The organism is Janthinobacterium sp. GMG1, from assembly GCF_034427795.1.
Lineage (GTDB): Bacteria > Pseudomonadota > Gammaproteobacteria > Burkholderiales > Burkholderiaceae_D > Janthinobacterium.
Window position 1 is genome coordinate 307,559 of record NZ_JAXQNT010000007.1, and the last position, 26,777, is coordinate 334,335.

At 62.6% G+C, this 26,777-nt stretch carries 24 protein-coding genes, 1 pseudogene and 1 riboswitch; of the genes and pseudogenes, 13 read left to right on the forward strand and 12 right to left on the reverse strand.

The genetic code is table 11. The annotated features are described in order from the left end of the window. Positions 1-11: 11 nt before the first annotated feature. Positions 12-827 carry an MlaE family ABC transporter permease gene (locus tag SJI03_RS19960; protein ID WP_035827750.1) on the reverse strand — a complete coding sequence of 272 codons (816 nt, stop codon included), beginning with the start codon at positions 825-827 and terminating at the stop codon, positions 12-14. 64 nt (positions 828-891) lie between these two features. Then, positions 892-1,758 (reverse strand): LysR family transcriptional regulator, encoded by an 867-nt coding sequence (locus tag SJI03_RS19965; protein WP_322428330.1) that lies wholly within the window; start codon positions 1,756-1,758, stop codon positions 892-894. A gap of 128 nt (positions 1,759-1,886) precedes the next feature. Between SJI03_RS19965 and SJI03_RS19970 the strand changes: the two genes are divergently transcribed. Continuing rightward, a complete protein-coding gene (locus SJI03_RS19970) occupies positions 1,887-3,257 on the forward strand; it encodes an MFS transporter (RefSeq protein WP_322428331.1) in 1,371 nt (456 codons plus the stop codon). A gap of 7 nt (positions 3,258-3,264) precedes the next feature. Here SJI03_RS19970 and ribB read toward each other — a convergent pair whose 3' ends face one another. Then, positions 3,265-3,912, reverse strand: coding sequence for a 3,4-dihydroxy-2-butanone-4-phosphate synthase (gene ribB, locus SJI03_RS19975; protein WP_071322882.1), 648 nt, complete (start codon positions 3,910-3,912; stop codon positions 3,265-3,267). 94 nt (positions 3,913-4,006) lie between these two features. Continuing rightward, a riboswitch (FMN riboswitch) is annotated at positions 4,007-4,157 on the reverse strand. Between the two features lie 185 nt (positions 4,158-4,342). Here ribB and SJI03_RS19980 point away from each other — a divergent pair. The 5 genes from SJI03_RS19980 (at position 4,343) to SJI03_RS20000 (ending at position 11,255) form a co-directional block, all read left to right on the forward strand. Continuing rightward, entirely contained in the window at positions 4,343-7,177 is a 2,835-nt protein-coding gene (locus tag SJI03_RS19980) for an insulinase family protein (RefSeq protein WP_322428332.1), read from the forward strand. Between the two features lie 94 nt (positions 7,178-7,271). Beyond that, on the forward strand, positions 7,272-7,469 hold the full coding sequence (locus SJI03_RS19985; RefSeq protein WP_010399555.1) for a hypothetical protein: 198 nt from the start codon (positions 7,272-7,274) through the stop codon (positions 7,467-7,469). 144 nt (positions 7,470-7,613) lie between these two features. Next, positions 7,614-9,197, forward strand: a complete 1,584-nt coding sequence (locus SJI03_RS19990) for a methyl-accepting chemotaxis protein (RefSeq protein WP_322428333.1) — start codon at positions 7,614-7,616, stop codon at positions 9,195-9,197. Between the two features lie 87 nt (positions 9,198-9,284). Then, on the forward strand, positions 9,285-10,154 hold the full coding sequence (locus SJI03_RS19995; protein WP_099378385.1) for a ThiF family adenylyltransferase: 870 nt from the start codon (positions 9,285-9,287) through the stop codon (positions 10,152-10,154). Beyond that, positions 10,155-11,255 (forward strand): nitroreductase family protein, encoded by a 1,101-nt coding sequence (locus SJI03_RS20000; RefSeq protein WP_322428334.1) that lies wholly within the window; start codon positions 10,155-10,157, stop codon positions 11,253-11,255. It begins immediately after the preceding gene. A gap of 16 nt (positions 11,256-11,271) precedes the next feature. Here SJI03_RS20000 and SJI03_RS20005 read toward each other — a convergent pair whose 3' ends face one another. The 3 genes from SJI03_RS20005 to SJI03_RS20015 form a co-directional block, all read right to left on the reverse strand. Continuing rightward, entirely contained in the window at positions 11,272-12,261 is a 990-nt protein-coding gene (locus SJI03_RS20005) for an EDSAP-1 family PEP-CTERM protein (protein ID WP_322428335.1), read from the reverse strand. A gap of 107 nt (positions 12,262-12,368) precedes the next feature. Continuing rightward, positions 12,369-13,352, reverse strand: a complete 984-nt coding sequence (locus SJI03_RS20010; RefSeq protein WP_099378388.1) for an EDSAP-1 family PEP-CTERM protein — start codon at positions 13,350-13,352, stop codon at positions 12,369-12,371. 188 nt (positions 13,353-13,540) lie between these two features. Next, positions 13,541-14,773, reverse strand: coding sequence for a glycosyltransferase (locus tag SJI03_RS20015; RefSeq protein WP_322428336.1), 1,233 nt, complete (start codon positions 14,771-14,773; stop codon positions 13,541-13,543). Between the two features lie 135 nt (positions 14,774-14,908). On the opposite strand from SJI03_RS20015, the gene SJI03_RS20020 reads away from it, so the two are divergent. From SJI03_RS20020 to SJI03_RS20035, 4 genes are all read left to right on the forward strand, one after another. Then, complete coding sequence (locus SJI03_RS20020) at positions 14,909-15,082, forward strand: hypothetical protein (protein ID WP_199534388.1); 174 nt, start codon at positions 14,909-14,911, stop codon at positions 15,080-15,082. Positions 15,083-15,316: 234 nt separating this feature from the next. After that, a complete protein-coding gene (locus SJI03_RS20025) occupies positions 15,317-15,454 on the forward strand; it encodes a hypothetical protein (protein WP_180979422.1) in 138 nt (45 codons plus the stop codon). 129 nt (positions 15,455-15,583) lie between these two features. Further along, on the forward strand, positions 15,584-15,952 hold the full coding sequence (locus tag SJI03_RS20030; RefSeq protein ID WP_099378390.1) for a hypothetical protein: 369 nt from the start codon (positions 15,584-15,586) through the stop codon (positions 15,950-15,952). 89 nt (positions 15,953-16,041) lie between these two features. After that, complete coding sequence (locus SJI03_RS20035) at positions 16,042-16,500, forward strand: acyl-CoA thioesterase (protein WP_071326331.1); 459 nt, start codon at positions 16,042-16,044, stop codon at positions 16,498-16,500. 88 nt (positions 16,501-16,588) lie between these two features. On the opposite strand, the gene SJI03_RS20040 is transcribed toward SJI03_RS20035, so the two are convergent. From SJI03_RS20040 to SJI03_RS20060, 5 genes and pseudogenes are all read right to left on the reverse strand, one after another. Beyond that, positions 16,589-17,995: a DEAD/DEAH box helicase gene (locus SJI03_RS20040; protein WP_077406752.1), complete on the reverse strand. Its 1,407-nt coding sequence runs from the start codon at positions 17,993-17,995 to the stop codon at positions 16,589-16,591. Positions 17,996-18,376: 381 nt separating this feature from the next. Next, entirely contained in the window at positions 18,377-18,898 is a 522-nt protein-coding gene (locus SJI03_RS20045) for a DNA-binding protein (protein ID WP_322428337.1), read from the reverse strand. Positions 18,899-18,903: 5 nt separating this feature from the next. Continuing rightward, positions 18,904-19,180 (reverse strand): annotated as a pseudogene (locus SJI03_RS20050) (hypothetical protein). A gap of 72 nt (positions 19,181-19,252) precedes the next feature. Next, complete coding sequence (gene fabI, locus SJI03_RS20055; protein ID WP_322428338.1) at positions 19,253-20,041, reverse strand: enoyl-ACP reductase FabI; 789 nt, start codon at positions 20,039-20,041, stop codon at positions 19,253-19,255. Between the two features lie 232 nt (positions 20,042-20,273). After that, positions 20,274-21,686, reverse strand: coding sequence for a transglycosylase SLT domain-containing protein (locus SJI03_RS20060; protein ID WP_034779271.1), 1,413 nt, complete (start codon positions 21,684-21,686; stop codon positions 20,274-20,276). A gap of 338 nt (positions 21,687-22,024) precedes the next feature. On the opposite strand from SJI03_RS20060, the gene SJI03_RS20065 reads away from it, so the two are divergent. Further along, positions 22,025-22,597 carry a DUF1415 domain-containing protein gene (locus SJI03_RS20065; protein WP_099400478.1) on the forward strand — a complete coding sequence of 191 codons (573 nt, stop codon included), beginning with the start codon at positions 22,025-22,027 and terminating at the stop codon, positions 22,595-22,597. Continuing rightward, positions 22,597-22,791 carry a DUF1289 domain-containing protein gene (locus SJI03_RS20070; RefSeq protein ID WP_070255368.1) on the forward strand — a complete coding sequence of 65 codons (195 nt, stop codon included), beginning with the start codon at positions 22,597-22,599 and terminating at the stop codon, positions 22,789-22,791. The genes SJI03_RS20065 and SJI03_RS20070 overlap by 1 nt, the downstream gene beginning before the upstream one ends. A 68-nt stretch (positions 22,792-22,859) precedes the next feature. On the opposite strand, the gene SJI03_RS20075 is transcribed toward SJI03_RS20070, so the two are convergent. Then, positions 22,860-23,366, reverse strand: a complete 507-nt coding sequence (locus SJI03_RS20075; RefSeq protein WP_034779265.1) for a DUF1993 domain-containing protein — start codon at positions 23,364-23,366, stop codon at positions 22,860-22,862. Between the two features lie 259 nt (positions 23,367-23,625). Here SJI03_RS20075 and SJI03_RS20080 point away from each other — a divergent pair, with 259 nt between their 5' ends. Next, positions 23,626-26,772, forward strand: coding sequence for an EAL domain-containing protein (locus SJI03_RS20080; RefSeq protein ID WP_322428339.1), 3,147 nt, complete (start codon positions 23,626-23,628; stop codon positions 26,770-26,772). Positions 26,773-26,777 lie beyond the last annotated feature (5 nt).

A 26,777-nucleotide genomic window follows, 5' to 3' on the forward strand; every position in this document is an offset into this window, starting at 1 on the left:
GCGGCGGGGCATCAGTAGTAATTGCCCATCAGCGAAGCCACTTCGACCAGCAGGATGACGGAAAACAGGCGCAGCATTTCAGACAGTCCGTGCGCGGCCCACAGGCGGTTGCGCCGGCCATGCGGCTCTTCCGGGTAGTAGGACGAGGCCAGCGGGATCAGGGCCACTGCAAAGCTGAAGAAGATGACCTTGAGCATCAGGATCAGGGCCACGGCCGGATTGAAGATCTGCCCCACGACGCGCGTGTAGCCTTGCAGCGCCCACGGGGTAAAACCGTAGATGGTGATGTAGGCGAGGATCAGCGAAGTGACGCAGCTGACGATGGCCAGCATCCACACGGCAAAGATGCCGGACATGACGCGTGGAAAGTACTCGCGGCGCAGCAGGTCGACACCCTGGCGCTGCATGGTATCGAGCATGCCGGAAGAGCGCATTTGCGCAAACGCAATGCCGTCGGGCAGGGTCAGGCGCAGCGCAACGAACAGGGCGGCCGTCAGCGGTATCAATTCCAGCACCAGCACGCGCACCACCATTTCCAGCGCATAGCGCGACAGGCCGTAGCTTTGCGCGCTGACGACGACGATGCGTATCAGCACCAGACTGACCAGCGCGCAGGCCACACTGAACCACACGAGATTGGGCGCCGTATTGGTCACGAGGCGGTGCGCGAGGATGGGGCGGTTGTCGCGGTTATAGCTCGATGGCGACAGGGCCAGCGAAAACACGAGGATGGCGAAATGTAGCATGCGCCACCAGCTGACCAGCCAGGCCATGGTGGCCCGGTGCAGGCGGCGCAGGCTGATGATGAGGGAGACGGATAGGGTCATCATGGCATCTTAACATTGGATGCGTTCGATACAAGCGATTGTCCAGCCGTGCGCGGGTGGCTCGCTATTGCCCCGCCACGCTGGCGATGATGGCATCGGCCGCCGCGCGCACGCGGGCAGAGCGGTTCAGGTCGGCATGCATGACCAGCCACACGTCGTAACTTTCCGCCCGCTCGGGCCAGATGCGCACGAGGAGCGGGTCGATGTCGCCCAGGTGGGTGGCCAGCTCGGCCACGCCCAGGCCCGCGCGCGTGGCTTCCTGCAGCATCGCCGCCGAATTGACTTCCATGGCGACCCGGGCGTTGGCGACGGATTCGCCGGCCAGTTTTTCCGCGTGACGGGGCGCCACGGAATGGTGGTAGATGACGATGTCGTGGCCGGCCAGCGCCGTGCCGCGCACGGGTTCGCCCCGCTGCGCCAGGTAGGTTTTTGACGCGTACAGGCCCAGGCTGCGCTTGACCAAGTGGCGCGAGATCAGGTCCGGGTCGGTGGGACGCACGCCGCGCACCGCCAGGTCCGCTTCGCGCCGCGTCAGGCTGGCCAGCTGCGGCGCCACGTGCAGCACGATGCGGATGTCCGGGTGGGCCGCGTGCAGCTGCTGCATGGCGCGGATGACGAAATGGCTGGCCATGGTGTCGGTGGTGGCCACGCGCACCAGGCCGGACAGACGGTTGTCGACGCCCTGCATCTCGCGTTGCAGCTTGTCGGCCGCCCGTTCCATCGCTTCGGCCGCCGTGAGCGCCAGCTCGCCGGCTGGCGTGGGCACGTAGCCCGACGGCGTGCGCAGGAACAGGGTGGCGCCCAGCGAGCTTTCCAGCGCGGCCAGGCGGCGCCCGCAGGTGGCCTGGTCGATGCGCAGCAGGGCCGCCGCGCCGCGCAGGGTGCCGGCCCGGCCGATGGCCAGAAAGATGCGCGCGTTATCCCAATCCATGAGCCCAGTCCATATCCTTGTCCGTGTTTTCTGATGCAATTTTGCATCAAGGTGCCGATTTTATGCCTGTTTACTGCATCGTGCAACGCTCGCATAATGGCTGCCCTTCTATCCCTGCAAGGAATTCCATGCCTGCCCCCACACCGCGCCGCGCCAGCGGCTTGATCCTGCTGACCCTGGCCTTCGGCTTCGTCATGGCCATGCTTGACGTCACGGCCGTCAACGTGGCCTTGTCCGATATCGCGCTCGACCTGGCCATACCGCTGACGGGCCTGGTCTGGGTGGTCGACGGCTACACCTTGACGTTTGCCGCGCTGCTGCTGGCCGGCGGTGCGCTGGCCGACCGCTACGGGCCGAAAGCCGTGTACCAGGGCGGCCTCGGCGTTTTCATTCTCGGCTCGGTCCTGTGCGGCGCGGCGCCCGACGGCCACTTCCTGACGGCGGCGCGTTTGCTGCAGGGCGCCGGCGCGGCCCTGTTCATGCCCAGCTCCCTGAGCTTGCTGACGCACAGTTTTGACGACGAGCGAGAGCGCACGCGCATGCTGGGCGCCTGGTCGGCGCTGGTGGGCGTGGCCGGCGCGTCCGGCCCCTTGATCGGCGGCATCCTCGTGCACCAGTTCGGCTGGCGCAGCGTCTTCTGGGTCAACGTGCCGCTGGGCGTGCTGGCCATCGTCATGGCGCAGCTGCTGCTGGCCGCACCGGCGCGCCAGCCGCGCGATTTATCGCTGTTTAGCCATGCGCTGGGCGTGGCGGCGCTGGCGGGCCTGAGTTTCGTGCTGATCGAAGGCCCTGTGCTGGGTTGGCTGTCGCCCGGCGTGCTGGCGGCGGGGGCCTTGACGGTATTGTCGGCCGGGCAACTGCTGCGGCGCGAGCGCAGCGGCAGCCATCCGCTGTTGCCGCGTGCACTGTTTCACAGCAGCAGCTTTGGCGCGGCCAACGGCGTGGGTTTTTTGATCAATTTCTGCGTGTTCGGCCAGCTGTTCTTATTGAGCCTGTTCCTGCAGCAGTCTGGCGGCGCCGACGCCTTGCAGTCGGGCTTGCACCTGCTGCCCATGATGGCGGCCTATACGGTAGGAAATTTCATGGCGGGAAGTATTGCGGCACGTCATGGCACGCGCTTGCCCATGCTGGCCGGCTTGCTGGTGGGGGCCGTCATGGCCTTGTTGCTGATGGGCTTGCGTCCGGGTACGCCGTTTGCGCTGCTGGCGCTGGGCACGGCCGTCATGAACGTGGCCATCGGCATTGTGATTCCCGCCATGACGGCCACCGTGATGCGGGTGGCCGGCAAGCAGCATGCGAACAGTGCGGCGGCGGCCTTGAATGCTAACCGGCAAATCGGCGCCCTGGTGGGCGTGGCCCTGATCGGCAGCATCCTGCACATGGTGCAGGATTGGTCGCTGCGCTTGCCGCTGGCCTACGCGACGATCGCCGTCGCGTATGGCCTGGCGGCGGGACTCGTCTACCGGCACGTGCATCCGCCGAAGGCCGTGGCCGCCTGAAGATGGCTTACTGTTCGCGCGTGCTGCGCCATTCTACCAGTTCTTCGATGGTCAGGATCGGCATGCCGTGCAGTTCGGCGAAACGTTCGATATCGTCGCCGCGCATCATGGTGCCGTCCGGATTCATCAGCTCGCACAGCACGGCGGCCGGGTTCAGGCCCGCCATGCGCGACAGGTCGACGGAGCCTTCCGTGTGGCCACGGCGCTCGAGCACGCCACCGGGCGCGGCGCGCAGGGGAAATACGTGGCCGGGGCGCACCAGGTCGGCTGGCTTTGCATCCTTGGCGATGGCGGCGCGGATGGTGGTGACCCTGTCGGCGGCCGACACGCCCGTCGTGACGCCGTCGCGCGCCTCGATGGACACCGTGAATGGCGTGCCGTAGCGGCTGCCGTTGTCGGACGACATGGGCGGCAACTCCAGCGCGCTGACGACGTCCGTCGGCAGGCACAGGCAGACGATGCCGCTGCATTCGCGGATCAGCAAAGCCATGGTTTCGTTCGTGAGTTTCTCGGCCGACAGAATCAGGTCGGCTTCGTTTTCACGGTCGAAATCGTCGAGCAGGATGACGGGGATGCCGGCGCGCATGGCGGCCAGGGCGGATTGGATACGACCTTCCAGGTCGTTGGAAAGCAGGGTATAGCTGTTGACTAACATGGTGAAACGCTCCTCGCATAGGCGAAAAACGCTGCAGGGCAAGCGAATAGACGCAACTGGCCGCATCGCCGGGGCGATGGGACATCACACTACTGCACATCTTCTTTCATCCGGACTATACCGTCGGCCCCGGAATCACACCGGATCTGCTGACCCCGCCAAACGACGTTTGACAGGCGCTCGCGGGCTTGACCGTTGCCGGTCTTACCGCCGGTGGGGAATCGCACCCCGCCCCGAAGACGTATTGTTGTGCCGGTCCACATGACCGGCGGCAATACTTTAGCACAATTGAAAAAAGCTGGCAGGACACTGTTGAGTTTGTCATTCGGCAAAGTTGCCTGGGAAAAGCCGTTTTTCCTAAGCTGTTTTTAATGGCGGAAACAGGATTTCAGTGTAAGGTATGCCTACTGAATCTTACCGTTGAGAATACATGAAGCTGAGTAAATTACGCCTGATCTCGGGCGCCGTCTTGCTGGCGTGCGCCTGCATGGCCCAGGCGGAAATCCGTTTGAGCGATCCCCTGCCGCTGGCACCAGAAGTTACCGTCGGCAAACTGCCGAATGGCTTGACCTATTACATCAAGAAAAATGCCCGTCCCGCGCAGAAAGTGGAATTGCGCCTGGTGGTGAAAGCCGGCTCCATCCTGGAAGATGATGACCAGCAAGGCCTGGCGCATTTCACGGAACACATGGCTTTCAATGGCTCCACGCATTTCAAGCGCAATGAACTGATTTCCTATCTGCAATCGATCGGCGTGAAGTTCGGCGCCGATTTGAATGCCTACACGAGCTTTGATGAAACCGTGTACGTGCTGCCGATTCCGACGAACAAGAAGGAAAACCTGGAAAAGGGTTTTCTCGTGCTGGAAGACTGGGCGCATGGCTTGAAATTCAATCCGGCCGACATCAACAGCGAACGCGGCATCGTGCTGGAAGAGGCGCGCCTGGGCAAGGGTGCCAGCGACCGCATGAACAAGGTCCTGTATCCGAAGCTGCTGAACGGTTCGCGCTATGCGGAACGCATGCCGATTGGCAAGGAATCCGTGCTGAAAACGTTCAAGCCGGAAGCCATCAAGCGTTTCTACAAGGATTGGTACCGTCCCGACCTGATGGCCGTGGTGGTGGTCGGTGATGTGGAGCCGAAGCAAGCTGAAGCGATGATCCGCCAGCATTTCGGCAAGCTGAAAAATCCCGCGAAACCGCGTCCGCGCCTGTATGCGGAAGTACCGCAGCGTTCGCAAACGGAAGCGCTGGTGATCACGGACAAGGAAGCGCCGGACGACACGGTCTTCATCCGCTACCCGATCCGCGCCGCGCAGGAACCCGTCACCATCGCCGACTACCGCCGCCAGATGATCGAGAACCTGTACGGGCAAATGCTCAGCGCGCGCATGCAGGAATTGACGCAGCAGGCGAACCCGCCGTTCATCCAGGGCGGCAGCAGCATGGGCAAGCTGGTGCGCGGTTATGAATCGTTCAGCGCGTATGCCTTGCTGGGCAAGGGCGGCGTGCAGCCGGCCGTCGATGCGCTGGTGCAGGAAGATGAGCGGGCGCGCCGCTTCGGTTTCAGCCAGGATGAGCTGGACCGCGCGCGCAAGAACATGCTGCGCAATTACGAGCGCGCATACAGCGAGCGCGACAAGTCCGATTCCTCCGGTTTCGTGGCCGAGTATTCGCGCAACTTCCTGGAGCAGGAAGCCATCCCCGGCATCGCCAATGAATTGCTGTACGCGCAGGAACTCTTGCCGCAGGTAACCTTGCAAGAAATCAACGAGACGGTGGCCAAGGTGATTCCCGACCAGCAAAAGAAACTCGTGGTCTTCATGGGCGCCGAACCGAAAGCGGGGGCCAGCGTGCCGACGCAGCAGCAATTGCTCGATGCCGTGGCGAAAGCCGAGCAACAAATCATCGAGCCGCGCACGGAAAAAGTGCTGGCCAGCAAGCTGATGGATGCGCCGCCGGCCGGCGGCAGCATCGTCTCGGAAAAGTTGAACAGCGCCATCGGCGTGACGGAACTGACCCTGGGCAATGGCGTGCGCGTGCTGCTCAAACCCACGGACTTCAAGAATGACCAGGTGCTGATGGGCTCGACGCGCTTCGGCGGCCAGTCGCTGTTCGGCGATGCCGACATCTACAACGCCCGCTACGCCAGCGCCGTGGTCGGCAGCATGGGCCTGAAAGACCTGGCGCCGCTGGACTTGCAAAAAGTCTTGGCCGGCAAGACGGTCAACGTGGGCGCTTCGCTAGGCGAACTGAGCGAAGGCTTTGGCGGCTCGGCCAGCAGCGCCGACGTGGAAGCCATGCTGCAACTGGTGTATCTGTATTTCCATGACGTGCGCAAGGATGCGGGCCTGTACCAGTCCTTCATCGGCAAGCAGCAGGACCTGGCGAAAAACAGCATGGCGCAGCCGGAAGCCGTGTTTTACGATGCCATCCAGCACGCCATGTTTGGCGACAACCCGCGCGTCGATGGCGTGCCGCGCGTGGCCGATTTCGACAAGGTGGGCCTGGACCGTTCGCTGGACATCTTCCGCCAGCGCTTTTCCAGCGCGCGCGACATGACCTTCATCTTCACGGGCAGTTTCGAGCTCGACAAGATCAAGCCGCTGATCGCCAGCTACCTGGGCACCTTGCCCGTGGCCGACGTGCCGCACGCCTACCGCGACGTGGGCATGCGCCCGGTGACCGGGGTCGTCAAGAAGGACATCTACATGGGCAGCGAGCCGAAGAGCACGATTTCCATCACTTTCAATGGCAACGTGGCGTATTCGGACGAGCAAAAGCTGACCCTGCAGGCGCTGGGCGAGGTGCTGAACCTGAAAGTCATCGAAGTGCTGCGTGAAAAGATGAGCATGATCTATGGCGGCGGCTTTGAGACGTCCATGGGCCAGCATCCGTACGGCCACTATTCCGTGGCCTTGAACTTGCCGACGGGACCGGAAAACGTGGACAAGGTGATCGCCGCCGCGTTTGCCGAAATCAACAGGATGAAGACGGACGGGCCGTCTGCGGCGGACCTGGAAAAGGTCAAGCTGAACTGGATCACGCGCCAGCAGAAATCCTTGCGGGAAAACAACTACTGGATGAACCAGTTGATGGGTTCGGTGACGCAGGGACGCGACCCCGCGCACATCCTGCGCTATGAGCAGCGCGTGCGCGCCCTCACGCCGCAAGCCGTCAAACTGGCCGCGCAGCGTTACCTGGACATGCACAATTATGTACAGGTGGTACTGTATCCGGAACGCAAAAACGTTGCAGCCAAGTAAGCTTCATTGTTGAACTGCAGGGGCGGCAGTGTGGCGAAGCTGTTAAACTGCTGCTGATTGATGTGATCGCAATTTAACAAGCAAGGACTGTACGATGGCTAAGAAAGAAGAACTCGATCCGGAAACCCTGGAATTGATCAACTGGTGTATCGAGGTCGAAGGCTTCCTCGTGGCCGGCGGTGCCACCGTGGCGCAGGCGCAGGACCACATCGAAGAGCAGGTCGAGTGGTTCACCGACCAGTTCTACGACGGCTTGACGCCGGAAGAGGCGGCCAAGGAAGCCTTGGCCTGACCTTTCATCCAGACTTCAGCAAGACATATGCGGGCGGTGCCTGCCGGGCATCAGCCTGGTAGCGCCGCCCGCTTTGCTTTTCTGAAAAGATTTCCATATGGAAATTGTTTATAATTCCACATTTTATTCTTTACCCAGGCTCCCATGACTCTCCGTTCGCGCATTCTTCTCCTGTGTTTCAGCACCTTGCTGGGCATCGTCCTCATCGCTTCATTTTCCCTGTATTCGCTGCGCCAGACCATGATGGCGGAAAGGGTCGAGCAATTGACGGTGCTGGTGGAATTGGCCAATGCCTCGGTGGAAAAGGCGTATGCGCTGGAACAGTCGGGCAAGCTCACGCGTGAGCAGGCGCAGCAGCAGGCCAAGCTGGCCATCGGCAGCTTCGTCAAGGACGAGATGTATTATTTCGTGCGCGATTTCAGCACCGACTTGCTGTACGTACACCCAAATCCTGCGCGCATCGGCACGCCGCAAAAGAACATGAAGCAGTCGGGCGACCGCTATCGCGTGGCCCTGGCCAGCAGCCGCATCGGCCTGGTGCAGGCGGATGGCACGCGTCCCGGCGTGAAAGATCCGGTGGCGAAGATGTATGCCGTGGTGAAATTTGCGCCGTGGGACTGGCTGATCGGCACGGGCACGTATATCGATGACATCAACCACAAGTTCTGGGCCCAGGCCGGCGTGCTGCTGGCCATCGGCGGCGCGCTGATGCTGGTGGTGGGCGCCCTGGCGGCCCTGATGCTGCGCCGCATCCTGGGCCAGCTCGGTGGCGAGCCCGACTATGCAGCAGCCATCGTGGCGCAAATCGCCCAGGGCGACCTGACCACGCACATCGATACGCGTCCCGGCGATACCTCCAGTCTGTTGATGGCGATCAAGGCCATGCGCGACAACCTGGCCCATCTGGTAAGCCAGGTGCGCAACGATGCGGAATCCATTTCCACGGCGTCGGGCGAGATCGCTTCCGGCAACCACGACCTGTCGGCGCGCACGGAACAGCAGGCGGGATCGCTGGAAGAAACGGCCTCGACCATGGAAGAAATGACCTCGACCGTGCGCCAGAATGCGGACAATGCGCGCCAGGCCAACCAGCTGGCTATTTCCGCCTCGCAAGTGGCGACGCAGGCGGGCGGCGTGGTGAGCCAGGTGGTCGACACCATGGGCGCCATCAATGCTTCGTCGAAGAAGATCGGCGACATCATCGCCGTCATCGACGGCATCGCTTTCCAGACGAATATCCTGGCCCTGAATGCGGCCGTGGAAGCGGCGCGTGCGGGCGAGCAGGGCCGTGGTTTCGCTGTCGTGGCCAGCGAAGTGCGCAATCTGGCGCAGCGTTCGGCCGCGGCCGCCAAAGAAATCAAGCAATTGATCGACAGTTCCGCCGAGCAAGTGGGTGCCGGTGAAAAACTGGTGGCGCTGGCGGGCGAGACGATGGAAAAAGTCGTCTCCAGCGTGCAGCACGTGACCGATATCGTGGCCGAGATTTCCTCTGCCAGCGCCGAGCAGAGCGCCGGCATCGAACAGATCAACCAGGCGATCGTCGAGATGGACAACATGACGCAGCAAAACTCGGCCCTGGTCGAGCAGGCGTCGGCGGCGGCGCAGGCGATGAACGAGCAGGCGGCAGGGCTGGCGCAGATCGTCAGCGTGTTCAAGGTGGGCGCAGTGGCACCGGCTGCGGCAGCGCTACAGCGCAGCGTGCCTGCGGCGCGGCGCCTGACACGCTAAGCGATTTTTTCTGTCATGCGGGGAACTTAACCCCGGCTCACCTGTCCAAACTTTTTCGTCCGTAAGGGATGCACAGAAGAGGTGAGCATGACAGACGGTTTTTCCTATCACGCGGCGTTCGCCCGCAATTTGGGCTGGGTCACGCAGGCGGAGCAAAATAGCTTGCGCGGCAAGCGCGTGGCCATCGCCGGCATGGGCGGCGTGGGTGGCGTGCACTTGCTGACCCTGGCGCGGCTGGGCATCGGCGCCTTCCACATCGCCGATTTCGACACCTTCGATATCGCCAATTTCAACCGTCAGGCGGGCGCCATGGTGTCCACCCTGGGCCAGCCCAAGGTGGCCGTGCTGGCGCAGATGGCGCGTGACATCAATCCTGAACTTGAGATTAAACAATTTCCAGACGGCATACACGACAGCAACCTGGCCGAATTCTTCGCCGGTGTCGACCTGTATGTGGACGGCCTGGATTTCTTCGCCTTTCCCGCGCGCCAGGCCACCTTCGCCACGTGCGCGCGCCTGGGCATCCCCGCCATCACGGCCGCGCCGCTGGGCATGGGCACGGCCGTGCTCAGCTTCATGCCGGGCGGCATGACGTTCGAAGACTATTTTGGCTGGGGCGACTTGCCCGAGGAAGAAAAAGCCCTGCGCTTTCTCGTCGGCCTCGCGCCGGCCGGCTTGCACGCTCCCTACCTGGTCGACCCGTCCGCCATCAACCTGAAAGAGCGGCGCGGGCCGTCGACCATCATGGGCTGCCAGCTGTGCGCGGGCGCGGCCGCCACGGAAGCCTTGAAGATATTGTTAAAGCGGGGCAAGGTGATGGCGGCGCCGCACGGCATGCATTTCGACGCCTACCGCAACAAGCTCGTGCATACCTGGCGTCCCGGCGGCAACCGTCATCCGCTGCAGCGCCTGACGATGGCCATCATCAAGCGGCGCCGCGCCGCCCAGGGGAAATGAATGGGGCAAACTTTGCAGATCGATCCCGTGCTGGAAAACATTCTCGAGCAGGCGCGCTGGGCGCCCAGCGGCGACAACACGCAGCCGTGGCGCTTTGAAGTCGTGGACCCGCGCCACGTGGTCGTGCATGGCTTCGATACGCGTAGCCATTGCGTGTACGACCTCGACGGCCATCCCAGCCAGCTGTCGCTCGGTGCCTTGCTCGAAAGCATGGCACTGGCGGCCAGCAGCCATGGTCTGCACATGGAAGCGCGCCGGCGTCTGTCCCTGCCCGACACCTTGCCCACGTTTGACGTGCACCTGCTCGACAGCCCTGGCATGCTGCCCGATCCGCTGGCGGCCTTCTTGCCGCAGCGCAGCGTGCAGCGGCGCCGGCTCAGCACGCGCCACTTGCGCGCCAGCGAAAAGGCAGCGCTGGCGGCCAGCTTGCCGCCCGGTTACGGCGTGCAGTGGTTCGAAGGCGGGCGCGCGCGCCTGGCCTGCGCGCGCCTGATGTTCGACAATGCGAAGCTGCGCCTGACCATGCCCGAGGCGCACAAGGTGCACCGCGACGTCATCGAATGGGGCGCGCGCTACAGCAGCGACCGCATCCCGGAGCAGGCGCTCGGCGTCGATCCGATGACGGCGCGCCTGATGCGCTGGGTCATGCACAGCTGGCGCCGCGTGGATTTTTTCAATACCTGGCTGGCGGGCACCGTCGCGCCGCGCCTGCAGATGGACTTGCTGCCTGGCCTGTATTGCGCCGCGCATTTCGTGCTGCTGGCCGAGGCGCCACCGCGCCACATCGACGATTACGTGGCGGCCGGCCGCGCCATGCAGCGCTTCTGGCTGACGGCCACGCAACTGGGCCTGCAATTGCAGCCGGAACTGACGCCGCTGATCTTTGCCCGCTATGTGCGCGAACGGCGCAGTTTTTCGCGTACCGATGGCATGCAGGAGCTGGCGCAGGAGCTGGCTGCGCAATGCCAGGCCGTGCTGGGGGAGGCGGCGTTTGACCGGGCCGTGTTTCTCGGGCGCATAGGCGCCGGGCCGGCGGCCAGTGCGCGCTCGCTGCGCCGTCCGCTGCAAGACTTGCTCGTCGCGCCGTCCCCCGGGCAATGAGCCGCAGCCGCGTGCATCAAGAGTGCAGCCGGCGCGCCAGGGCCAGCATGCCCAGGCCGGCCGCCAGCAGCGGCAAGGTGCCCGGCAGCGGCATCGGCGTGGTGGTCGGCACGTAGACCAGTTCGGAACTGTTCAGCAGGTTCAACACCAGGGTGTAGTTGCCCGCCACCAGGTGGTCCGTGACGGCGCCGTACTGCCCGCCGCACGTCGTGCCGATGCCGGTGCCCGTGGGCGCGCCGCAGCCACTGGGATCGTAGGTGAACACGCTGCCGCTGGTGAGCGGCGTTTGCGCGTAGCCGGTATTGAGGTTGGCGGCATCGGCCAGTTCGGTGCCGCCCAGGATGCCGGAGCCGAGCTTGCCGTCGGGCGCCCAGTTGAAGACGATCTGGCCATTTTCATCGATGATGGTAAATGTCATCGCCATATTCGTCGTGGCCGCCGAGCCCGTGCCGGCCAGCGCGTCCAGATACAGTTGCATGAAGGGCAGGGCCTGGAAATCGAAGGCCATGGTTGCGCCCGGTTGGCCGACGACGAAATTGACGGTCATCGCGGTGCTGGAACCATTGCGTCCGGAGGCGTCGGCGCTGCCGGTGCCCGTCAGGAAGGTTTCCGCCGCATTCACGGTATGCGTGCTGGTCGAGCCCGGTGGAAAGGGGGGGATTTGCGAGGTGACGATTTGCGCCTCGCCGCGCGCATACGAGGCATTGCCCATGCCTTGCCGGGTAAAGTCGTTTTCTCCCTTGCTCACGGCGCCGCGTTTCGCTTGTGGCGCATCGATTTCGTTGCTGCCGCCATTGATGATGCTGCTGCCATTGAGCGTGGCGGTGGTGCGCGACAGGTCGATGTTGCTGAGCAAGGTGGTGGAGCCGGAGGGATTGCTGATGACCAGGCCAAAGACACTGGTGTACGAATAGCCGTAGGCGGCGGCGCTGGCAGTGCCGCTGCTGGCCAGCAACAGCAAGGCCAGCAGGGCCGTTGGCAGCCGGGTGCATAAAAAGGTAGTCATGAAAATCCTCATCTCCTGGTCGGCCGCGTTGTAAGGAAAACCGACAGGCTTGCCACATAAAAAAGGCGAGGACACGCCCTCGCCTGTGAAGCCCCCCTGTTGCCTGGTCAGGCGGCAACTTTGCGGCGGCGGGCATAGCCGAGGCCAGCCAGACCCAGCCCCAGCAAGGCCAGGGTGCCCGGTTCCGGTGTCGCTTGCTGTTTCACCAGATCCACGCTTTCCACCGCATTCAGGGTCAGGGTGTAATTGCCAGTCGCGAGAGCATTGCTGACGGAGGCGAAGTGGCCGCCGCAAGCCGTGCCCACGCCCGTGCCCGTGGGCGTGCCGCAACCGGTGGGGTCATACGTAAACAGGTTGCCGCGCGTCAGGAAGTTAGTCGCCAAACCTGTGTTCAGGTTGGCCGCATCGGCCGATTCCGTGCCACCGAAGATGCCGGAGCCGATGACGCCATCGGGTGTCCAGTTGAAGACGGTCGCGCCGGTCGAGTCGGTGATGGTGATGGTCATCACCAGGTTGGCCGTCGCGGTGGAAAGCTGGCCCACTGTGCTTTGCAGAAAGACTTGCATGAATGGCGACGAGAAGAAGTCAAAGCTCAGCGTTGCCGTGGGCGAACCGACGACGAAGTTGACGGAGAAGCCCGTGGTCGAGCCGTTGCGCCCGGATGCATCGGCCGTGCCGGAAGGACCGTCCAGGTGGGCCTCGGCCACGTTCACCGCTTGCGTGGAGGTGGAGCCGGGCGGGAACGAGGGGAACTGCGTGCTGACGATCTGCGCATCGCCGCGCGAGTAGTTGCCCGCGGCACCTTGTTGTGTGAAATTATTCTCGCCCTTGGTCACGGCGCCGACGGCGGCGCGGGGCGAGTCGAGCAGGCCGGGGCCGCCATTGATGACGCTGACGCCATTCAGGGTAGCCGTGGCGCGCGAGATCGTGGTGCTGTTCAGGGCGGTGATGGAACCCGTGGCGGCGGCGATCTGCAGGCCGTAGATGTTGTTGTAGGCATAGCCGTAGGCACCCGCCTGTGCGCTACCGGCGGCGCACAGCATGGCCAGTGCCGCTGCGGCCGGAAGCAGTTTCAGTTTCGAGAGTTTCATTGTAGTCACCTCGTGGTTGAGTGAGTCTGGAAGTCTTGCCTGAGTCCTGTCGGCAGGTGCTCATGGCCAGACTTAAGCGACTTCCATGCCAACGCATGAGGTTCTTTTGAAATCAAGGACTTGGCGTGCTTTTGTTGACGTGCTGCAGGTACTGCCGGACGTGCTGTAAGAAAAACCGACGCCGCCCGTCAAGGCTGGCTGCCTTGCGGCAACGGACCCAGCAAGGCGTGCAGATGGGGCAGCAGGCGTTGCGCGGGAACATAGTCGCGCATGGCCGTGGCCAGCTGACGCGCCGCCAGCCTGGCCCGGCCATCGTCGAGCATGCGCGTGGCGGCATGGCGCAGGGTGGTTTCCTGGAAGCGGTCTGCACGCAGCAGCAGGCCGGCGCCGGCCCCCGCGATGCCGCGCATGTTGAGGAATTGATCGAGGTTGCCGGCGATGCCGATGACGGGCACGCCCGCCGTCAGTGCCTGCTGGCTGGTGGGGCTGCCGCCGTTGCAGATCACCAGGCTGGCGCGCCGGGCGGCCGCATCGCCCGGCAGAAAGGGCGCGACATAGGCGTTCGGCGGCACGGCGTCGACGCGGATGGTGCCGGCCGTGGCTGCCAATACGGTGACAGGCAGGGGCGCCAGCGCGCGCAGCACGCGCGGCAGCAATTGCCCCTGGCCGGAACTGCCCAGGGTGACATAGATGATGGGCCGTCCGCTGCTCAGCTCCGGGCGCTGCCACCAGTCCGGCAAGTCGAGCGGCGGGGCCCAGATGACGGCGCCCAGGTAGTCGTGCGTGGACGGCATGGCGTGTGGCGGGAACAGTTGCGGAATGTCCGCGTACAAGGTGTGGTCGGCATCCGTATAGATGCGCCGCAGGTCGCTGCCCAGCGATGGCAGGCCGTGGCGGCGGCGCACGCGGTTCAGGGGCACGGCATGCGCGGCGAAGGCCAGCGGGCGGATCAGGCGGAACATCGGATCGGCCAGCCAGATGGGCAGCATGCCTGTCAGGGGCAGGCTGGGCACCGTGTAGTGCTGGCGCACCCAGGGACTCCAGTAGGCATTGCTGACGGTAATGTAGGGAATGCGCTGCAGGCGCGCGCTGACGGACAGCGACAGGCGGAAGTCGCCGATCACGAGATCGGGCTGGGCGGCATTGAGCAGGCGCAAGTCGTCTTCCACATACGCGTGCAGGGTGCTTTCCGTGTAGACAGGCTTGCCCTGGGCCAGTGCCTGCAGGAATTGCAGCGATGAAATACTGTCGATGCGCCAGCGCCGGAAGGGGGCGTGCTTGAAACAAAAGTCATAGCCATCGGCGCAGGCAAAATGCACCTCATACTCGTTCTCGTCCAGACCCTGGGCCAGGCTCAGGGGGCGGCCGACGTGGGCCAGGGTCACTGCCTCGGCCATGAAGAGGATTTTCTTGCGCGCCATGGGGATCGCTTGCACTCGCAGGAGAGATACCTGCCAAGTTGGAGTGGCGCCACGCCGTTTAGTTCCCGCAGATGCCGTCACTGGCGGGCGCCAGGATTTGGCCGCATCGGCTACAGTGGGGGCAAAGGAGGCCACATGCAAACACCAGCCCGTCATGCCCTGTTGCGTGCACACAGCACGCCCGAACCCGATATGCCGCCACCGCCGGAAGGCGATCCCGTCACGCCGCCGCCGGAAACGCCGCCCCACATCGACCCCGTGCCGGTCGAGGAGCCGACGCCGCCGCCACCGCCCGTGAAAATGCATTGACCGGGCACGCTGCGCTCCGTCATGGCGGTTGCGGGGGAGGCGCACGCCGCGTTTATTTCCGATCGGAAATGGACTGCGCGGTGGTCGCCGGCGCCACGCCATTTAAACAACAAAAACGCCAATAAATGTTGCCGAGTGGATACAAATCAAGCCCTAACTGTCGAGTGTCATGCGGCCGTCACGATTCTGTTCTTATAATGAGACATCATAAAAATTCTTGTACAGGAGACCATCGTGGGCAATTCCTTGCATAACAAAATCTACCTGGGCCGGCGCCCTGTGATCACCAGCAAAAACCTTGTGGCGCTGGCCCTGGCGGGCGCCGTGGCGGGTTGCGGCCTCGCATGGCTGCTGCTGCGCAGCTACAAATAACGCTCATCACGCCCGTGTTTCCGCTGCCTGGCCGCTTGGCGGGCGGCGGTAGATTCACGTTGCCTGTTGCCGATGCGCAGCGGGGCGCGTACCATGGGGGCCGAACACCTGGCCTTTTATGGAAAAGTAATGAAGAACGAGAAATTAACAACCGATGAATATGACGCGCTGGAGCAAGTTGCACGCGGCATCAAGACCGAGCGCCCCAGCGCTTGCGTTGCCCGCAATGCCAAGCGCCTGTCCGGCCTGAAGCTGCTCAGCTATGCACGCGATGGCCGTCTGTCCATCACCGAAAAGGCGCAACAACTGCTGTTCCTGCGCCGCTGCATCATGGGGCTGCGCGCCGTCGCTACCGATCCGCTGACCAAGCTGGAGTCGGACGTGGCCTATTTCCTGGGCAAGAAAGCCCACATCGTGGCGCGCGCCGACGGCGAGGGGCACGATATTTCCGACAAGGGCCGCGAGTCGCTGGCCGACATCGACACCCTGGGACTGTAACAAGCTGTCCCTGCCACCGGCCCTTGGGGCCGGTTTTCACATCTTCCCTCACTTTTAATTTCCCCTTGGAGAACACTTTGGACAGCGCGATGAACTGGTCGGCCCACGAACTGACGATGACGGTCCTGATGACGCCCGATATGGCCAATTTTTCCGGTAACGTGCACGGCGGCACCATCCTGAAATACCTCGACAGCGTCGCCTATGCCTGCGCCAGCCGCTATTCGGGCAGCTATGTGGTGACCCTGTCGGTGGACCAGGTGATGTTCCTGCAGCCCATTCACGTGGGCGAGCTGGTGACCTTCCTGGCGTCGATCAATTACACGGGCACGACGTCGATGGAAGTGGGTATCCGCGTGGTGACGGAAAACATCCAGCAGCGCCTGGTGCGCCATGCCAACAGCTGCTATTTCACGATGGTGGCCGTGGATGCCAACCGCAAGCCGGTGGCCGTGCCGCCGCTGGCGCTGGAGACGCCGGAGCAGCAGGTGCGCTTCGAGCAGGCCAAGCTGCGCAAGCTGTCGCGCCAGAAGGTGTCGAAGAAGTAAGTGCGCCGGGCATAAAAAAACGGCCACCAGAGTGATCTGGTGGCCGTTTTTTTATTGCTTGCCGCCAGCTGGCGGCATGGCGTCGTGATTAACGGTCGCCGTAGCTGCGGCGTGCGCCGTCGGTGCTGCGCGGGTTGGAACCCTTGTAGCCGCCGCCGGTGCTCGGTGCGCCGTCTTTGCGTGGTGCGCCTGGCTTGCTGAACGTGCGTTGGCCTGGCTTCGCGCCGCCACGGTTGTCGCCTGGTTTCCAGCCGCCTGGACGGGCGCTCGAACGTGGTGCCGATGCCGTTTTCTTCGGCTCGAAACCTTCGATGACATTGACCGGGATCAATTGCTTGGTGAAGCGTTCGATGCGCTTGACGTTCATGCCTTCAGCGTGGTTCACCAGCGAGATGGCCAGACCATTGCGGCCAGCGCGGCCGGTACGGCCGATGCGGTGGACGTAGTCTTCCGGGAACTTCGGCAGATCGTAGTTGAACACGTGGGTGATCGTTGGCACGTCGATACCGCGAGCGGCAACGTCGGTGGCAACCAGCACTTTGACCTGGCCGCGGCGCATGCCGTCCAGGGTGCGGTTACGCGCGCCCTGATGCATGTCGCCGTGCAAGGCGGCAGCCGAGAAACCGGCGATGTTCAGACGGTCGGCGATGGTGTCGGCGTCACGCTTGGTGGCGGTGAACACAACAGCCTGGTCCAAGGTTTCGTCGCGCAGCAGGTGGTCCAGCAGGCGATTCTTGTGCGACAGATCGTCGACGAAGTGGACGCGCTGGGTGATGTTTTCATGCTTGTTGCTCGAACTTGCCACCTGGATGACCAGCGGGTTTTTCGTGATGCGGCGCGCCATGTTGCCGACCACGCCATCGAGCGTTGCCGAGAACAGCATGGTTTGACGGCCTTCCGGTGTCGCTTCCACGATCTTTTCGATGTCGTCGATGAAACCCATGTCCAGCATGCGGTCGGCTTCGTCCAGCACCAGGATTTCCAGTTGCGAGAAGTCGATCTTGCCCGAGTCCATGTGGTCGATCAGACGGCCAGGGGTAGCGACCAGAATCTCGGGATTCTTGGCCAGCAATTGCATCTGTTTAGGGTAAGGCATGCCGCCCAGGATCGACACAGCCTTGATGCGGCGGATGCCGGTGCTGTACTTGTCGGTATTGGTGGTCACTTGCAGGGCCAGTTCGCGCGTTGGCGTCAGCACCAGCATTTTTGGCTGGGCAGCCTTGAAACGTGGACGCTCGCCGCGGGCGCGCGATGCTTGCATTTCCTGGTTCGGCGTCTTGCCGGCGGCGCTTTGTTCGGCGCTGGCCAGTTTGTGCAACGATGGCAGCATGAAAGCTGCCGTCTTGCCCGAACCGGTCTGCGACGAGACCAGCAGGTCACGGCCTTCGATCGCGGCTGGAATCGCTTGCGACTGTACCGCGGTTGGCGCGGTGTAGCCCGATTCGGTCAGAGCGGCGATGATGGACGGATGCAGGCCTAAGGATTCAAATGTCATTCTTTTCTTTCGTAAAAATCAGCGTTCTTGCAAAAAGCAGAACGCAAAATAGCAACGCCAACCAAAACGAAATGACTCAACTAGAAAGAAATTTCGGCACAAAAGCTTTGCGCCGGGACGGTGTCAGGTGCGACACACAAGGCGGGAGGGCTTTATAAGCGGCATCCTGTGGATGCGCTAAGGCTTGCGAAGCTGCTAAGTTTGTAGTGCATATAACTGCGGTGTTGCCATCGCTTCAAGGGAACATATTGCAGCGCACAACGACACTATACCGTATTTGATGCCGTTTTGCACGGCCTAAATGGGAAGAAACGAAAGTCCTACCACGTTTCGATGCTGTTTCCTATGTGAAATCAGTAGAAATACGTAGATTTTGCGCGTTTACTTGAGCATGGCCACGATGTCGGCGGACAGCGGCGGCGCCTGTCGCGTTTCCCTGGCCAGGTTGATTTGCCGGGTGACCTGCGCCAGTTCGACCAGGCTGCGTTCCAGCTGATACGTTCCCTTGGCATGCAGCCAGGCCAGTACGTCGGCCAGGTGCCAGATGGTGGCGCTGCCCTCATGCACGGGTACGGGGAAGCTGTGGCGGTGTTTGCTCATCAGCTTGTGCAGGTTTTGCCGGGACAGGCCCAGCACCTGCGCCACGTCGGTCAGGCCCACGAGGTCGGGCGCGGCCTCGATCAGCACGGCATCGGGCACGATGGCCTTGACGTCGGCCAGGGCACTGAGCAGTGCTTCCCTGGCATTGCTGGCCTCGCGCGTGAACTCCAGCGCCAGGCGTCCCGCTTGGCCGATGCCGGCCAGGGCGTCGTCGCAGCCGCCGCTGCCCAGGCGCTCGGCCAGCGCATCGAGATCGGTTTCGTGATCGGGCAGGCGGTACTTGAGGGTAAAGATGTAATCCATGATTGTTACCCCCTGGGTTTGCGTTGCATGCAGTCGTGGATCAGTTTATTCAAAGTGCAATTATCGACCACCCGCCGGATCGCGCGCGCGTGGTTGCCGGGATTCTTCGGCGTGCTCCAGATGCAGGCGATGCAAAATTCACCGCAGCGGCAGCCGTCGTCATGGTAGGGGCGAGATTTTCCCCCAGGCATGGTTGCCGCCCATTTCCACTCTCCAGCCCTGGCTTTCCGCGTGGCGCAGCGCCGCTTCGATTTCTTTCTTCGGATGCGAGGAGCGCGCCATGCGATGTCTCCAATGTAGGTCGATATTTATTGGTTGTCAAGTGACAACCGATGGATATCGACTATCACCGCATCACTCTACTTCGGGATTGACGGCCATCACTTGCGAAAAGCCGCCATCGACGTAGGTAATCTCGCCCGTGATGCCGGAGGCCAGATCGGATAGCAAGAAGGCGGCCGTGTTGCCCACCTCTTCGATGGTGACGTTGCGCCGAAGGGGGGCGTGTTCGGCCACAAAGCCCAGGAGTTTGCTGAAATCCTTGATGCCGGAAGCGGCCAAGGTCTTGATGGGGCCGGCGGAAATGCCGTTGGCGCGGATGCCGCGCGGACCCAGCGATTCGGCCAGGTAGCGCACGGACGCTTCCAGCGATGCCTTGGCCAGCCCCATGGTGTTGTAGTAGGGCACGGCGCGCATGGCGCCCAGGTAAGTCAGGGTCAGGACCGAGGCGCCCGGATGCAGCAGCGGCAAGGCGGCCTTGGCCATGGCGGGAAAACTGTAGGCGGAAATGTCGTGCGCGATGCGGAAGCTGTCGCGCGACAGGCCGTCGAGGAAGTCGCCGGCAATCGCTTCGCGCGGCGCGAAACCGATGGCGTGCACCAGGCCGTCCAATTGATCCCAGTGGCGCGCCAGGTCGCTGAAGACGGCGCTGATCTGTTCATCGCTGGACACGTCGCAGTCAAACACCAGTTCGCTGCCGAATTCCGCCGCAAATTCCGTGATGCGCTCCTTGAAGCGCTCGCCCACATACGTGAAGGCGAGGGTGGCGCCTTCGCGGTGGCAAGCTTTGGCGATGCCATAGGCGATGGAGCGGTTCGACAGCAAGCCCGTGATGAGGATTTTTTTGCCTTGCAAGAAAGCCATGATGACTCCTGTCTGGGTAAGTGGGCGGGTAGAGCGGATGTACAACCGGCCGCGACAGCAAGGCTGTGGCGGCCGGTGGATCAGATGTCAGGTGGTTTGTAACGCCTAACAACGCCTGATAGAACCGTAGTGAGCGGAAGTGAGTTGTAGGTGAGAAGCGCAACCGTACTTTTAGTACGGTGAGCATCGCAGGCTGCAAATCACGACGCGCAGTAGGTTATGTCAGGTGTACTCAGTGGCGGGCTTTTGCCCGGCTGTTGCCGCCGCCACGCTGGATACGCGGTTTCACCAGGGAAATTGGCGCGGCTTGCACCTTGCCACCCTTGGCGGCGCGGCGCAGTGCCTTGGCGGCCCGTTCCGGACGGTCCGCTTCCAGCAGCATGGTGGCGCTGTCGGCGATTTCCTGGGTGATGTCCTTGTTCATCGTGGCCGAGGTTTTCGGCACGAGGATGGTGGAGCCGGCGCGCAGGCTGGTGCGCTGCGGAATATTGTTGGCCTGGCGCAGCACGTCGGCCGTGGTGCCGAATTTCGACGCCAGGGTTTCGATGCGTTCGCGCGCATTGGTGATCTTGTGCGTCGTCCAGCTCGACAAGGCATGGCCCCATTGCGCCAGGTTGGTGGTGAACTTGGCGGCGTTTTCCTGTGGCAACAGAATCTTGGTCTTTTCGCCGCCGATGATGACGGGGCGGTTAAATTGCGGATTCAAGGCCTTGAATTCATCCATCGACAGTTCGGCTAGCTGAGCGGCAACGGTGATGTCGATGTCGCTGGTCTTGTCGATGGCCGTGAAATACGGCTGGTTGTCGACCACGGGCAGGGTCAGGCCGAACTGGGCCGGATTGGCGATGATGTTTTTCACCGCTTGCAGTTTCGGCACGTAGTTGCGCGTTTCGGCCGGCATCAGGTCGGCCAGGCTTTCGAAGTCGGTCGGCTTGCCCAGCGCCTGGTTTTTCTTGATGGCGCGCTGCACCGAGCCTTCGCCCCAGTTGTAGGCGGCCAGCGCCAGTTGCCAGTCGCCAAACATGTCATACAGGCGCTGCAGGTACGTCAGGGCCGCATCGGTCGAGGCCAGCACGCCGCGGCGCTCGTCCTTGAACATGTTTTGCTTGAGGTTGAAATCACGCCCGGTGGCGGGCACGAATTGCCACATGCCGGCCGCATTGGCGCTCGAGAATGCTTGCGGATTGAAGGCGGACTCGATGAACGGCAGCAAGGCCAGTTCCGTCGGCATGCCGCGCTTTTCCAGTTCCTGCACCACGTGGAAGATGTAGCGCGAGGCGCGCGCCGTGGTGCGGGCGATGTAGTCGGGGCGGGTGGCGTACCAGTTGACGTGATTGGCTACCAGCTGGTTGTTGATATCGGGAATCGCATAGCCGCTGCGGATGCGGCCCCAGACGTCGGCTTCGCGCAGCGGATCGGAATTGTCGCTGAGGTTTTTCAGCAGACGGTCGGTCTTTTGCAGGCGGTTGTCGAGGGTGGGGAGTTTCGCCGTGACCTGGGCGGTCATCGGGATCAGGGCGGGTGCGGCGGCGGCGACTGGCGCGTTATCGCTCTCAACACCGGCTTCGTACGCCTGGCTGAGGGCGGGCGCAAGCGCCAGGGCCAACGCCGCCAGGACGGTAGATTTAAAGGAGTTTTCGTGCATAGTGTTCCATTGTTGTCGTCGGAGAAACATCGGACAGACCCATGATTCAGCAGCGAGTGTACGTATATCCACATGCTGGAGTCAAGAATTATGTCAGCATGATGACAGGAAATAAGCGGCAATAAGTGGGAAGCGGCTGAGTTTCCATTCGCAAATGCTGTCATTATTGCAAATTTAATTTGCCCAATGCGTGATTCGGCCGCTGTTATAGCATACATGGCGACGAGGCTGGCGCAAGCCTGGATGGCGCCCGGCATGAGGCTGCGCAAAAGTGCGTACAATTTGGCTTTGGCCGGCCATTCAGCCGCTGGCCGCCTTATTGATAGAGAGTCAAGTATATGAACACCCCGCCGCGCCACGACGACGACAACGCCGTCATCATCGCCAACACCGTTGCCTGGCTGGAAAAGGCCGTGATCGGCCTGAACCTGTGCCCGTTCGCCAAGGCCGTGCACGTCAAGAAGCAGATCCGCTATGTGGTGTGCGAGTCGAGCAATCCCGAAGATCTGCTGGCGATGCTGATGGACGAGCTGCAAACCCTGGCCGACACGGATCCCGAGCAAATCGACACGACCCTGCTGATCCATCCTTACACCTTGAACGATTTCCTCGACTACAACGAGTTCCTCGATGTGGCCGACGCGGCCGTCGAAGACATGCACCTGGCGGGCGAACTGCAAGTGGCCAGTTTCCACCCGAATTACCAGTTTGCCGAGACGTTCGAGGACGACATCAGCAACTACACCAACCGTTCGCCGTACCCGACCCTGCACCTGCTGCGCGAAGACAGCATCGAGCGCGCCGTCGAGGCGTTCCCGGAAGCGTCGGAAATCTTTGACAAGAATATCGCCACCCTGGAAGCGCTGGGCACCGAAGGCTGGGAAAAGCTCGGTTTGCCGAAGGTGTCTTGATGGCTGACAAGGAATTGCCGCCGCGTCCCGATACGCCCTGCGTGGCCGTGTGTTCGACGACTTTCGATGAAATCTGCCGCGGCTGCGGCCGCAGCGTAGTGGAAGTGGCCCACTGGGTGTCGATGACGGATGAAGAGAAGGAAGTGGTGTGGGTGCGGATTCTTTCTCAAGGTTATCCGCGCCGGAATACCTGATTTAACCCAACTGCAACTGCCGGGGTCGGACCTTGAAGATCCGGCCCCGGTACTTCAGAGGCTAGCGATCAATAGCTGCCAATAAAATCCTTTTTACCCACTTCAATGCCATTGTGGCGCAGGATGTCGTACGCCGTCGTCGCGTGGAAGAAGAAGTGCGGCAGCGCGTAGTGGAACAGATACGTCTGGCCCGTGAAGTGCTTGGTCTTTTCGCCGCTGCCGGTGGTGATGGCGCGCGTTTCGCTGCCGTCGATGTCCGCTTGCGGCAGGCTTTCCAGGAAGGCGATGGTTTTCACGATGCGCGCCTTCAGCTCTGCAAAGCTCTGTTCGCTATCTTCATACGGTGGCACGGCCACGCCGGCCAGACGCGCGCCGCAGCCCTTGGCGAAGTCGGTGGCGATCTGGATCTGGCGCACGAACGGCAGCATGTCGGGGAATAAACGGAATTGCAGCAGGGCGTTCGGGTCGATTTTCTTGTCCTGCGCGTGCGTTTCCGCCTTGTCCAGGATGGCGGCCAGGCTGCCCAGGATCTGTTTGAAGACGGGGATCGAAGCGGAGTAGATGGAGAAGGTCATGGTGGTTCCTCTAGGTAAAGTGGCGCGATGATAGCAAGCTGCGCGCTTTTCTGCTGGCGCCGGCCGGGCGCATCATCCCACGTGTGGTTTTTCAGCCCTGTCTATATAGCATGACGTCGCCGCCAGCGCGTGTTTATTGGTGACTTTTTCCACTTTTTCCATGCATAATTGCTCCTCATAAAGTTTCTTCCCGCCTCACCACCCGATTCCCCTGTAAAGTCAATGATCGCCCGCCTGACCCCTGTTGCCCTGTTGCCGCATGTTTAATTCACCTTACCAGCGCCTGCGCGCCAGCCTGCGCGTGCTGTATGGCTCGTCGATCTATGGCGCCTTGCTGCTGGTGGTATTTGGCGGCCTGGTCGTGCCCGCCATCTTCGGCAGCTATGTGCTGGTCGGCGTGCATGAGCGCCAGTCGGCGCGCACCAGCCTGAACGAGGCCTTGCAGCGCAATGCCGACATCCTGGCGCTGGGCATGCAGGAGTCGTTGTGGAACATGAATGCGGAATCGGCCCATTCGCTGGTCGAGTCGGTGATGCGCGACCGCTCCGTGCTGCTGGTGAAGGTGCTGGGGCAGGGCGACACGGAATTCATCAGCCTGCAGGCGCCGCAACGGCCCGTGGGCAATCTGTACCGCGCCGAGCGCGACATCCTCGTGCGCGGCGAACGCATCGGCCACGTCGTCGTCGAGATGGACGATGCGCGCAGCCAGCAGGAGCTGCGCGAAAAGCAGATGTCGTATATTTTCGTGCTGGGTGCGCAGCTGGCCGTGTCGATGGCGCTGATCGTGCTGTTCCTGAACCGCCGTCTGTTGAAGCCGCTGCGCCGCCTGACGCGCTTTTCCGACCGCCTGTCGCACGGCGATTTCGACACGCCGCTGGCCTCGCACAGCAATGACGAGTTGGGTCGCCTGACGGCCCAGCTTGAGCAAATGCGCGCGGCCATCGGCCAGCTGTTCGAGGATGTGGGCCAGCGCGAGGAACGTTTCCGCACCATCGTCACGCAGGTGCCGGGCGCCGTCTTCCGCTACCGTCCCGACGGCCCCATCGATTTCGTCAGCGACGCCATCGAAGACATTTCCGGCTATTCGGCGCGCCAGTTCATGCGCGGCACCACGCATGCCTGGGCCGACCTGATCTGCCCGGAAGACCGCCGCGAGCACCGCCGCGCCGTGCGCCAGGCGGTGCTTGATGTGCGGCCGTATGCGCTGGAATACCGCATCATCGACGCCTTCGGCATCGAGCGCTGGGTGGCCGAGAATGGCCAGCCGCAGGCGGGCGAGCAGGGCGTCACCTGGGTCGATGGCATCATCGCCGACATCAGCCAGCGCAAGCACCACGAGATGCGCATCGAAGCGCTGCTGACCGAGCAGAGCGCGATTCTCGACAACGTGATGTTCGGCGTGATGTTCGTGCGCCACCGCCGCATCATTTCCGTCAACCGCCGCTGCGAGGAACTGTTCGGCTATGACCATGCCGAGATGACGGGCAGTTCGACGGCCATCGTGTTCATGACCTCGTATGACTTCGAAGAGGCGGGCGAGCGCCAGTATCCGGCGCTGGCCATGGGCGGCGATTTCAGCGAGGAGCGCCAGTACAAGCGCCGCGACGGCAGTGTGTTCTGGGCGCTGGTCAGCGGCTGCGCGCTCGACCCGCTGCGCCCCACTGAAGGCAGCATCTGGGTGTATGCGGACATCACGGCGCGCAAGGAAGCCGAGGAAAAGCTGCGCCTGTCGGCTACCGTGCTCGAACATATCGCCGATGGCGTGATGGTGGTCGATGCCGGCGGCATCATCGTCACCGTCAATCCCGCCTTTACGCAGATCACCGGCTATACCGAGGCCGAAGCGGTGGGCCAGCACTCGTCGCTGACACGCTCGGTGCGCCACGACGCGGCGTTCTACGAGGCGATGTGGAACGAGCTGAAAGCCAGCGGTTTCTGGCGTGGCGAAATCTGGCACCAGCGCAAGAACGGCGAACTGTACCTGGAATGGCTGACCATCAGCGCCGTGCGCGACGCGCGTGCTGGCACCACGCATTATGTGGGCGTGTTCAGCGACATCACCCTGATCAAGGAGTCGCAGGAAAAGCTCGATCACATGGCCCACCACGACCCGCTGACGGCGCTGCCGAACCGGCTGCTGTTCCACGACCGCCTGCAGCACGCGCTGCTGCGCGCCGCGCGCGACCAGGAACAGCTGGCCGTGCTGTTCATCGACCTGGACCGCTTCAAGAACGTCAATGACACCCTGGGCCACCATGTGGGCGACGAATTGCTGCAAAAGGTGGCCGGCCAGCTGGCGGCCCGCCTGCGCGAAGGCGATACCCTGGCGCGCCTGGGCGGCGATGAATTCATCGTCCTGCTCGAACGCGTCGACGGAGAGTACGGTGCCACGCAGGTGGCGGAAAAGCTGATGACCATGTTCGACCAGCCGTTTACGGTGGCCGACCATGAGCTGTTCGTCACCTGCAGCGTGGGCATCAGCCTGTATCCGGACGATGCGCTGGACTTGAACATGTTGATCCGCAATGCCGACGTGGCCATGTACCAGGCCAAGGCGCGCGGGCGCAACGGCTACCGCTTCTATGCGCCGTCGATGACGGGCGAAGGCGTCGAGCGCCTGCGCCTGGAAACCTTTTTGCGCCGTTCGCTGGAAAAGAATGAAATGTTCCTCAATTACCAGCCGCAGGTGGAAATCGACACGGGCCGCCTGGTCGGCGTCGAGGCGCTGGTGCGCTGGAACCACCCGGAACTGGGCCTGGTGCCGCCGGCCCGCTTCATTCCGCTGGCCGAGGATAGCGGTTTCATCAACCAGCTGGGCAAATGGGTGCTTGACGAGGCGTGCCGCCAGATGATGCGCTGGCAGGCGCAGGGCTTGCACGTGCCGAAGATGGCCGTCAATCTGTCCGTTAAACAGTTCGAGCGGGGCAGCATCGCCGGCATGGTGGCCGCCATATTGAAGGAAACGGGCCTGGAGCCGCAGCGCCTGCAGCTGGAAGTGACGGAATCGGTCATCATGAACACGGGCGACGCACTCGGCTTCATCAACGACTTGCACGCCATCGGCGTGGGCCTGGCCATCGACGACTTTGGCACCGGCTATTCCTCGCTCGCGTACCTGAAACAGCTGCCTGTGCAAACCCTGAAGATCGACCGCTCCTTCATCAAGGATATCTCGACGGACGTCAATGACGAGGCGATTGCGATTGCCATCATCCAGCTGGGCAAGAGCATGCAATTGTCCGTGATTGCCGAAGGCGTGGAGACGGAAGAACAGGCCGCCTTCCTGCTGCGCCATGGCTGCAAGCTGGCGCAAGGGTATTTTTATAGCCGTCCGGTGCTGGCACAGGATATGCTGGAGCGCTGGATCGATACGCTGGATCAACCCGCTGGATCCACCACTAACTAATTAAA

Bases quoted from the DNA above. Each gene is read 5' to 3' on its own strand.
- SJI03_RS20065 (WP_099400478.1), top strand. From the start codon at position 22,025: ATGAACACCCCGCCGCGCCACGACGACGACAACGCCGTCATCATCGCC.
- SJI03_RS19990 (WP_322428333.1), top strand. From the start codon at position 7,614: ATGACTCTCCGTTCGCGCATTCTTCTCCTGTGTTTCAGCACCTTGCTG.
- SJI03_RS20010 (WP_099378388.1), bottom strand. From the start codon at position 13,352: ATGAAACTCTCGAAACTGAAACTGCTTCCGGCCGCAGCGGCACTGGCC.
- fabI (WP_322428338.1), bottom strand. From the start codon at position 20,041: ATGGCTTTCTTGCAAGGCAAAAAAATCCTCATCACGGGCTTGCTGTCG.
- SJI03_RS20035 (WP_071326331.1), top strand. From the start codon at position 16,042: ATGAACTGGTCGGCCCACGAACTGACGATGACGGTCCTGATGACGCCC.
- SJI03_RS19965 (WP_322428330.1), bottom strand. From the start codon at position 1,758: ATGGATTGGGATAACGCGCGCATCTTTCTGGCCATCGGCCGGGCCGGC.
- SJI03_RS20005 (WP_322428335.1), bottom strand. From the start codon at position 12,261: ATGACTACCTTTTTATGCACCCGGCTGCCAACGGCCCTGCTGGCCTTG.
- SJI03_RS19980 (WP_322428332.1), top strand. From the start codon at position 4,343: ATGAAGCTGAGTAAATTACGCCTGATCTCGGGCGCCGTCTTGCTGGCG.
- SJI03_RS19985 (WP_010399555.1), top strand. From the start codon at position 7,272: ATGGCTAAGAAAGAAGAACTCGATCCGGAAACCCTGGAATTGATCAAC.
- ribB (WP_071322882.1), bottom strand. From the start codon at position 3,912: ATGTTAGTCAACAGCTATACCCTGCTTTCCAACGACCTGGAAGGTCGT.
- SJI03_RS20000 (WP_322428334.1), top strand. From the start codon at position 10,155: ATGGGGCAAACTTTGCAGATCGATCCCGTGCTGGAAAACATTCTCGAG.
- SJI03_RS20040 (WP_077406752.1), bottom strand. From the start codon at position 17,995: ATGACATTTGAATCCTTAGGCCTGCATCCGTCCATCATCGCCGCTCTG.
- SJI03_RS20045 (WP_322428337.1), bottom strand. From the start codon at position 18,898: ATGGATTACATCTTTACCCTCAAGTACCGCCTGCCCGATCACGAAACC.
- SJI03_RS19995 (WP_099378385.1), top strand. From the start codon at position 9,285: ATGACAGACGGTTTTTCCTATCACGCGGCGTTCGCCCGCAATTTGGGC.
- SJI03_RS20075 (WP_034779265.1), bottom strand. From the start codon at position 23,366: ATGACCTTCTCCATCTACTCCGCTTCGATCCCCGTCTTCAAACAGATC.
- SJI03_RS20030 (WP_099378390.1), top strand. From the start codon at position 15,584: ATGAAGAACGAGAAATTAACAACCGATGAATATGACGCGCTGGAGCAA.
- SJI03_RS20070 (WP_070255368.1), top strand. From the start codon at position 22,597: ATGGCTGACAAGGAATTGCCGCCGCGTCCCGATACGCCCTGCGTGGCC.
- SJI03_RS20015 (WP_322428336.1), bottom strand. From the start codon at position 14,773: ATGGCGCGCAAGAAAATCCTCTTCATGGCCGAGGCAGTGACCCTGGCC.
- SJI03_RS20020 (WP_199534388.1), top strand. From the start codon at position 14,909: ATGCAAACACCAGCCCGTCATGCCCTGTTGCGTGCACACAGCACGCCC.
- SJI03_RS19970 (WP_322428331.1), top strand. From the start codon at position 1,887: ATGCCTGCCCCCACACCGCGCCGCGCCAGCGGCTTGATCCTGCTGACC.
- SJI03_RS20060 (WP_034779271.1), bottom strand. From the start codon at position 21,686: ATGCACGAAAACTCCTTTAAATCTACCGTCCTGGCGGCGTTGGCCCTG.
- SJI03_RS20080 (WP_322428339.1), top strand. From the start codon at position 23,626: ATGTTTAATTCACCTTACCAGCGCCTGCGCGCCAGCCTGCGCGTGCTG.
- SJI03_RS19960 (WP_035827750.1), bottom strand. From the start codon at position 827: ATGACCCTATCCGTCTCCCTCATCATCAGCCTGCGCCGCCTGCACCGG.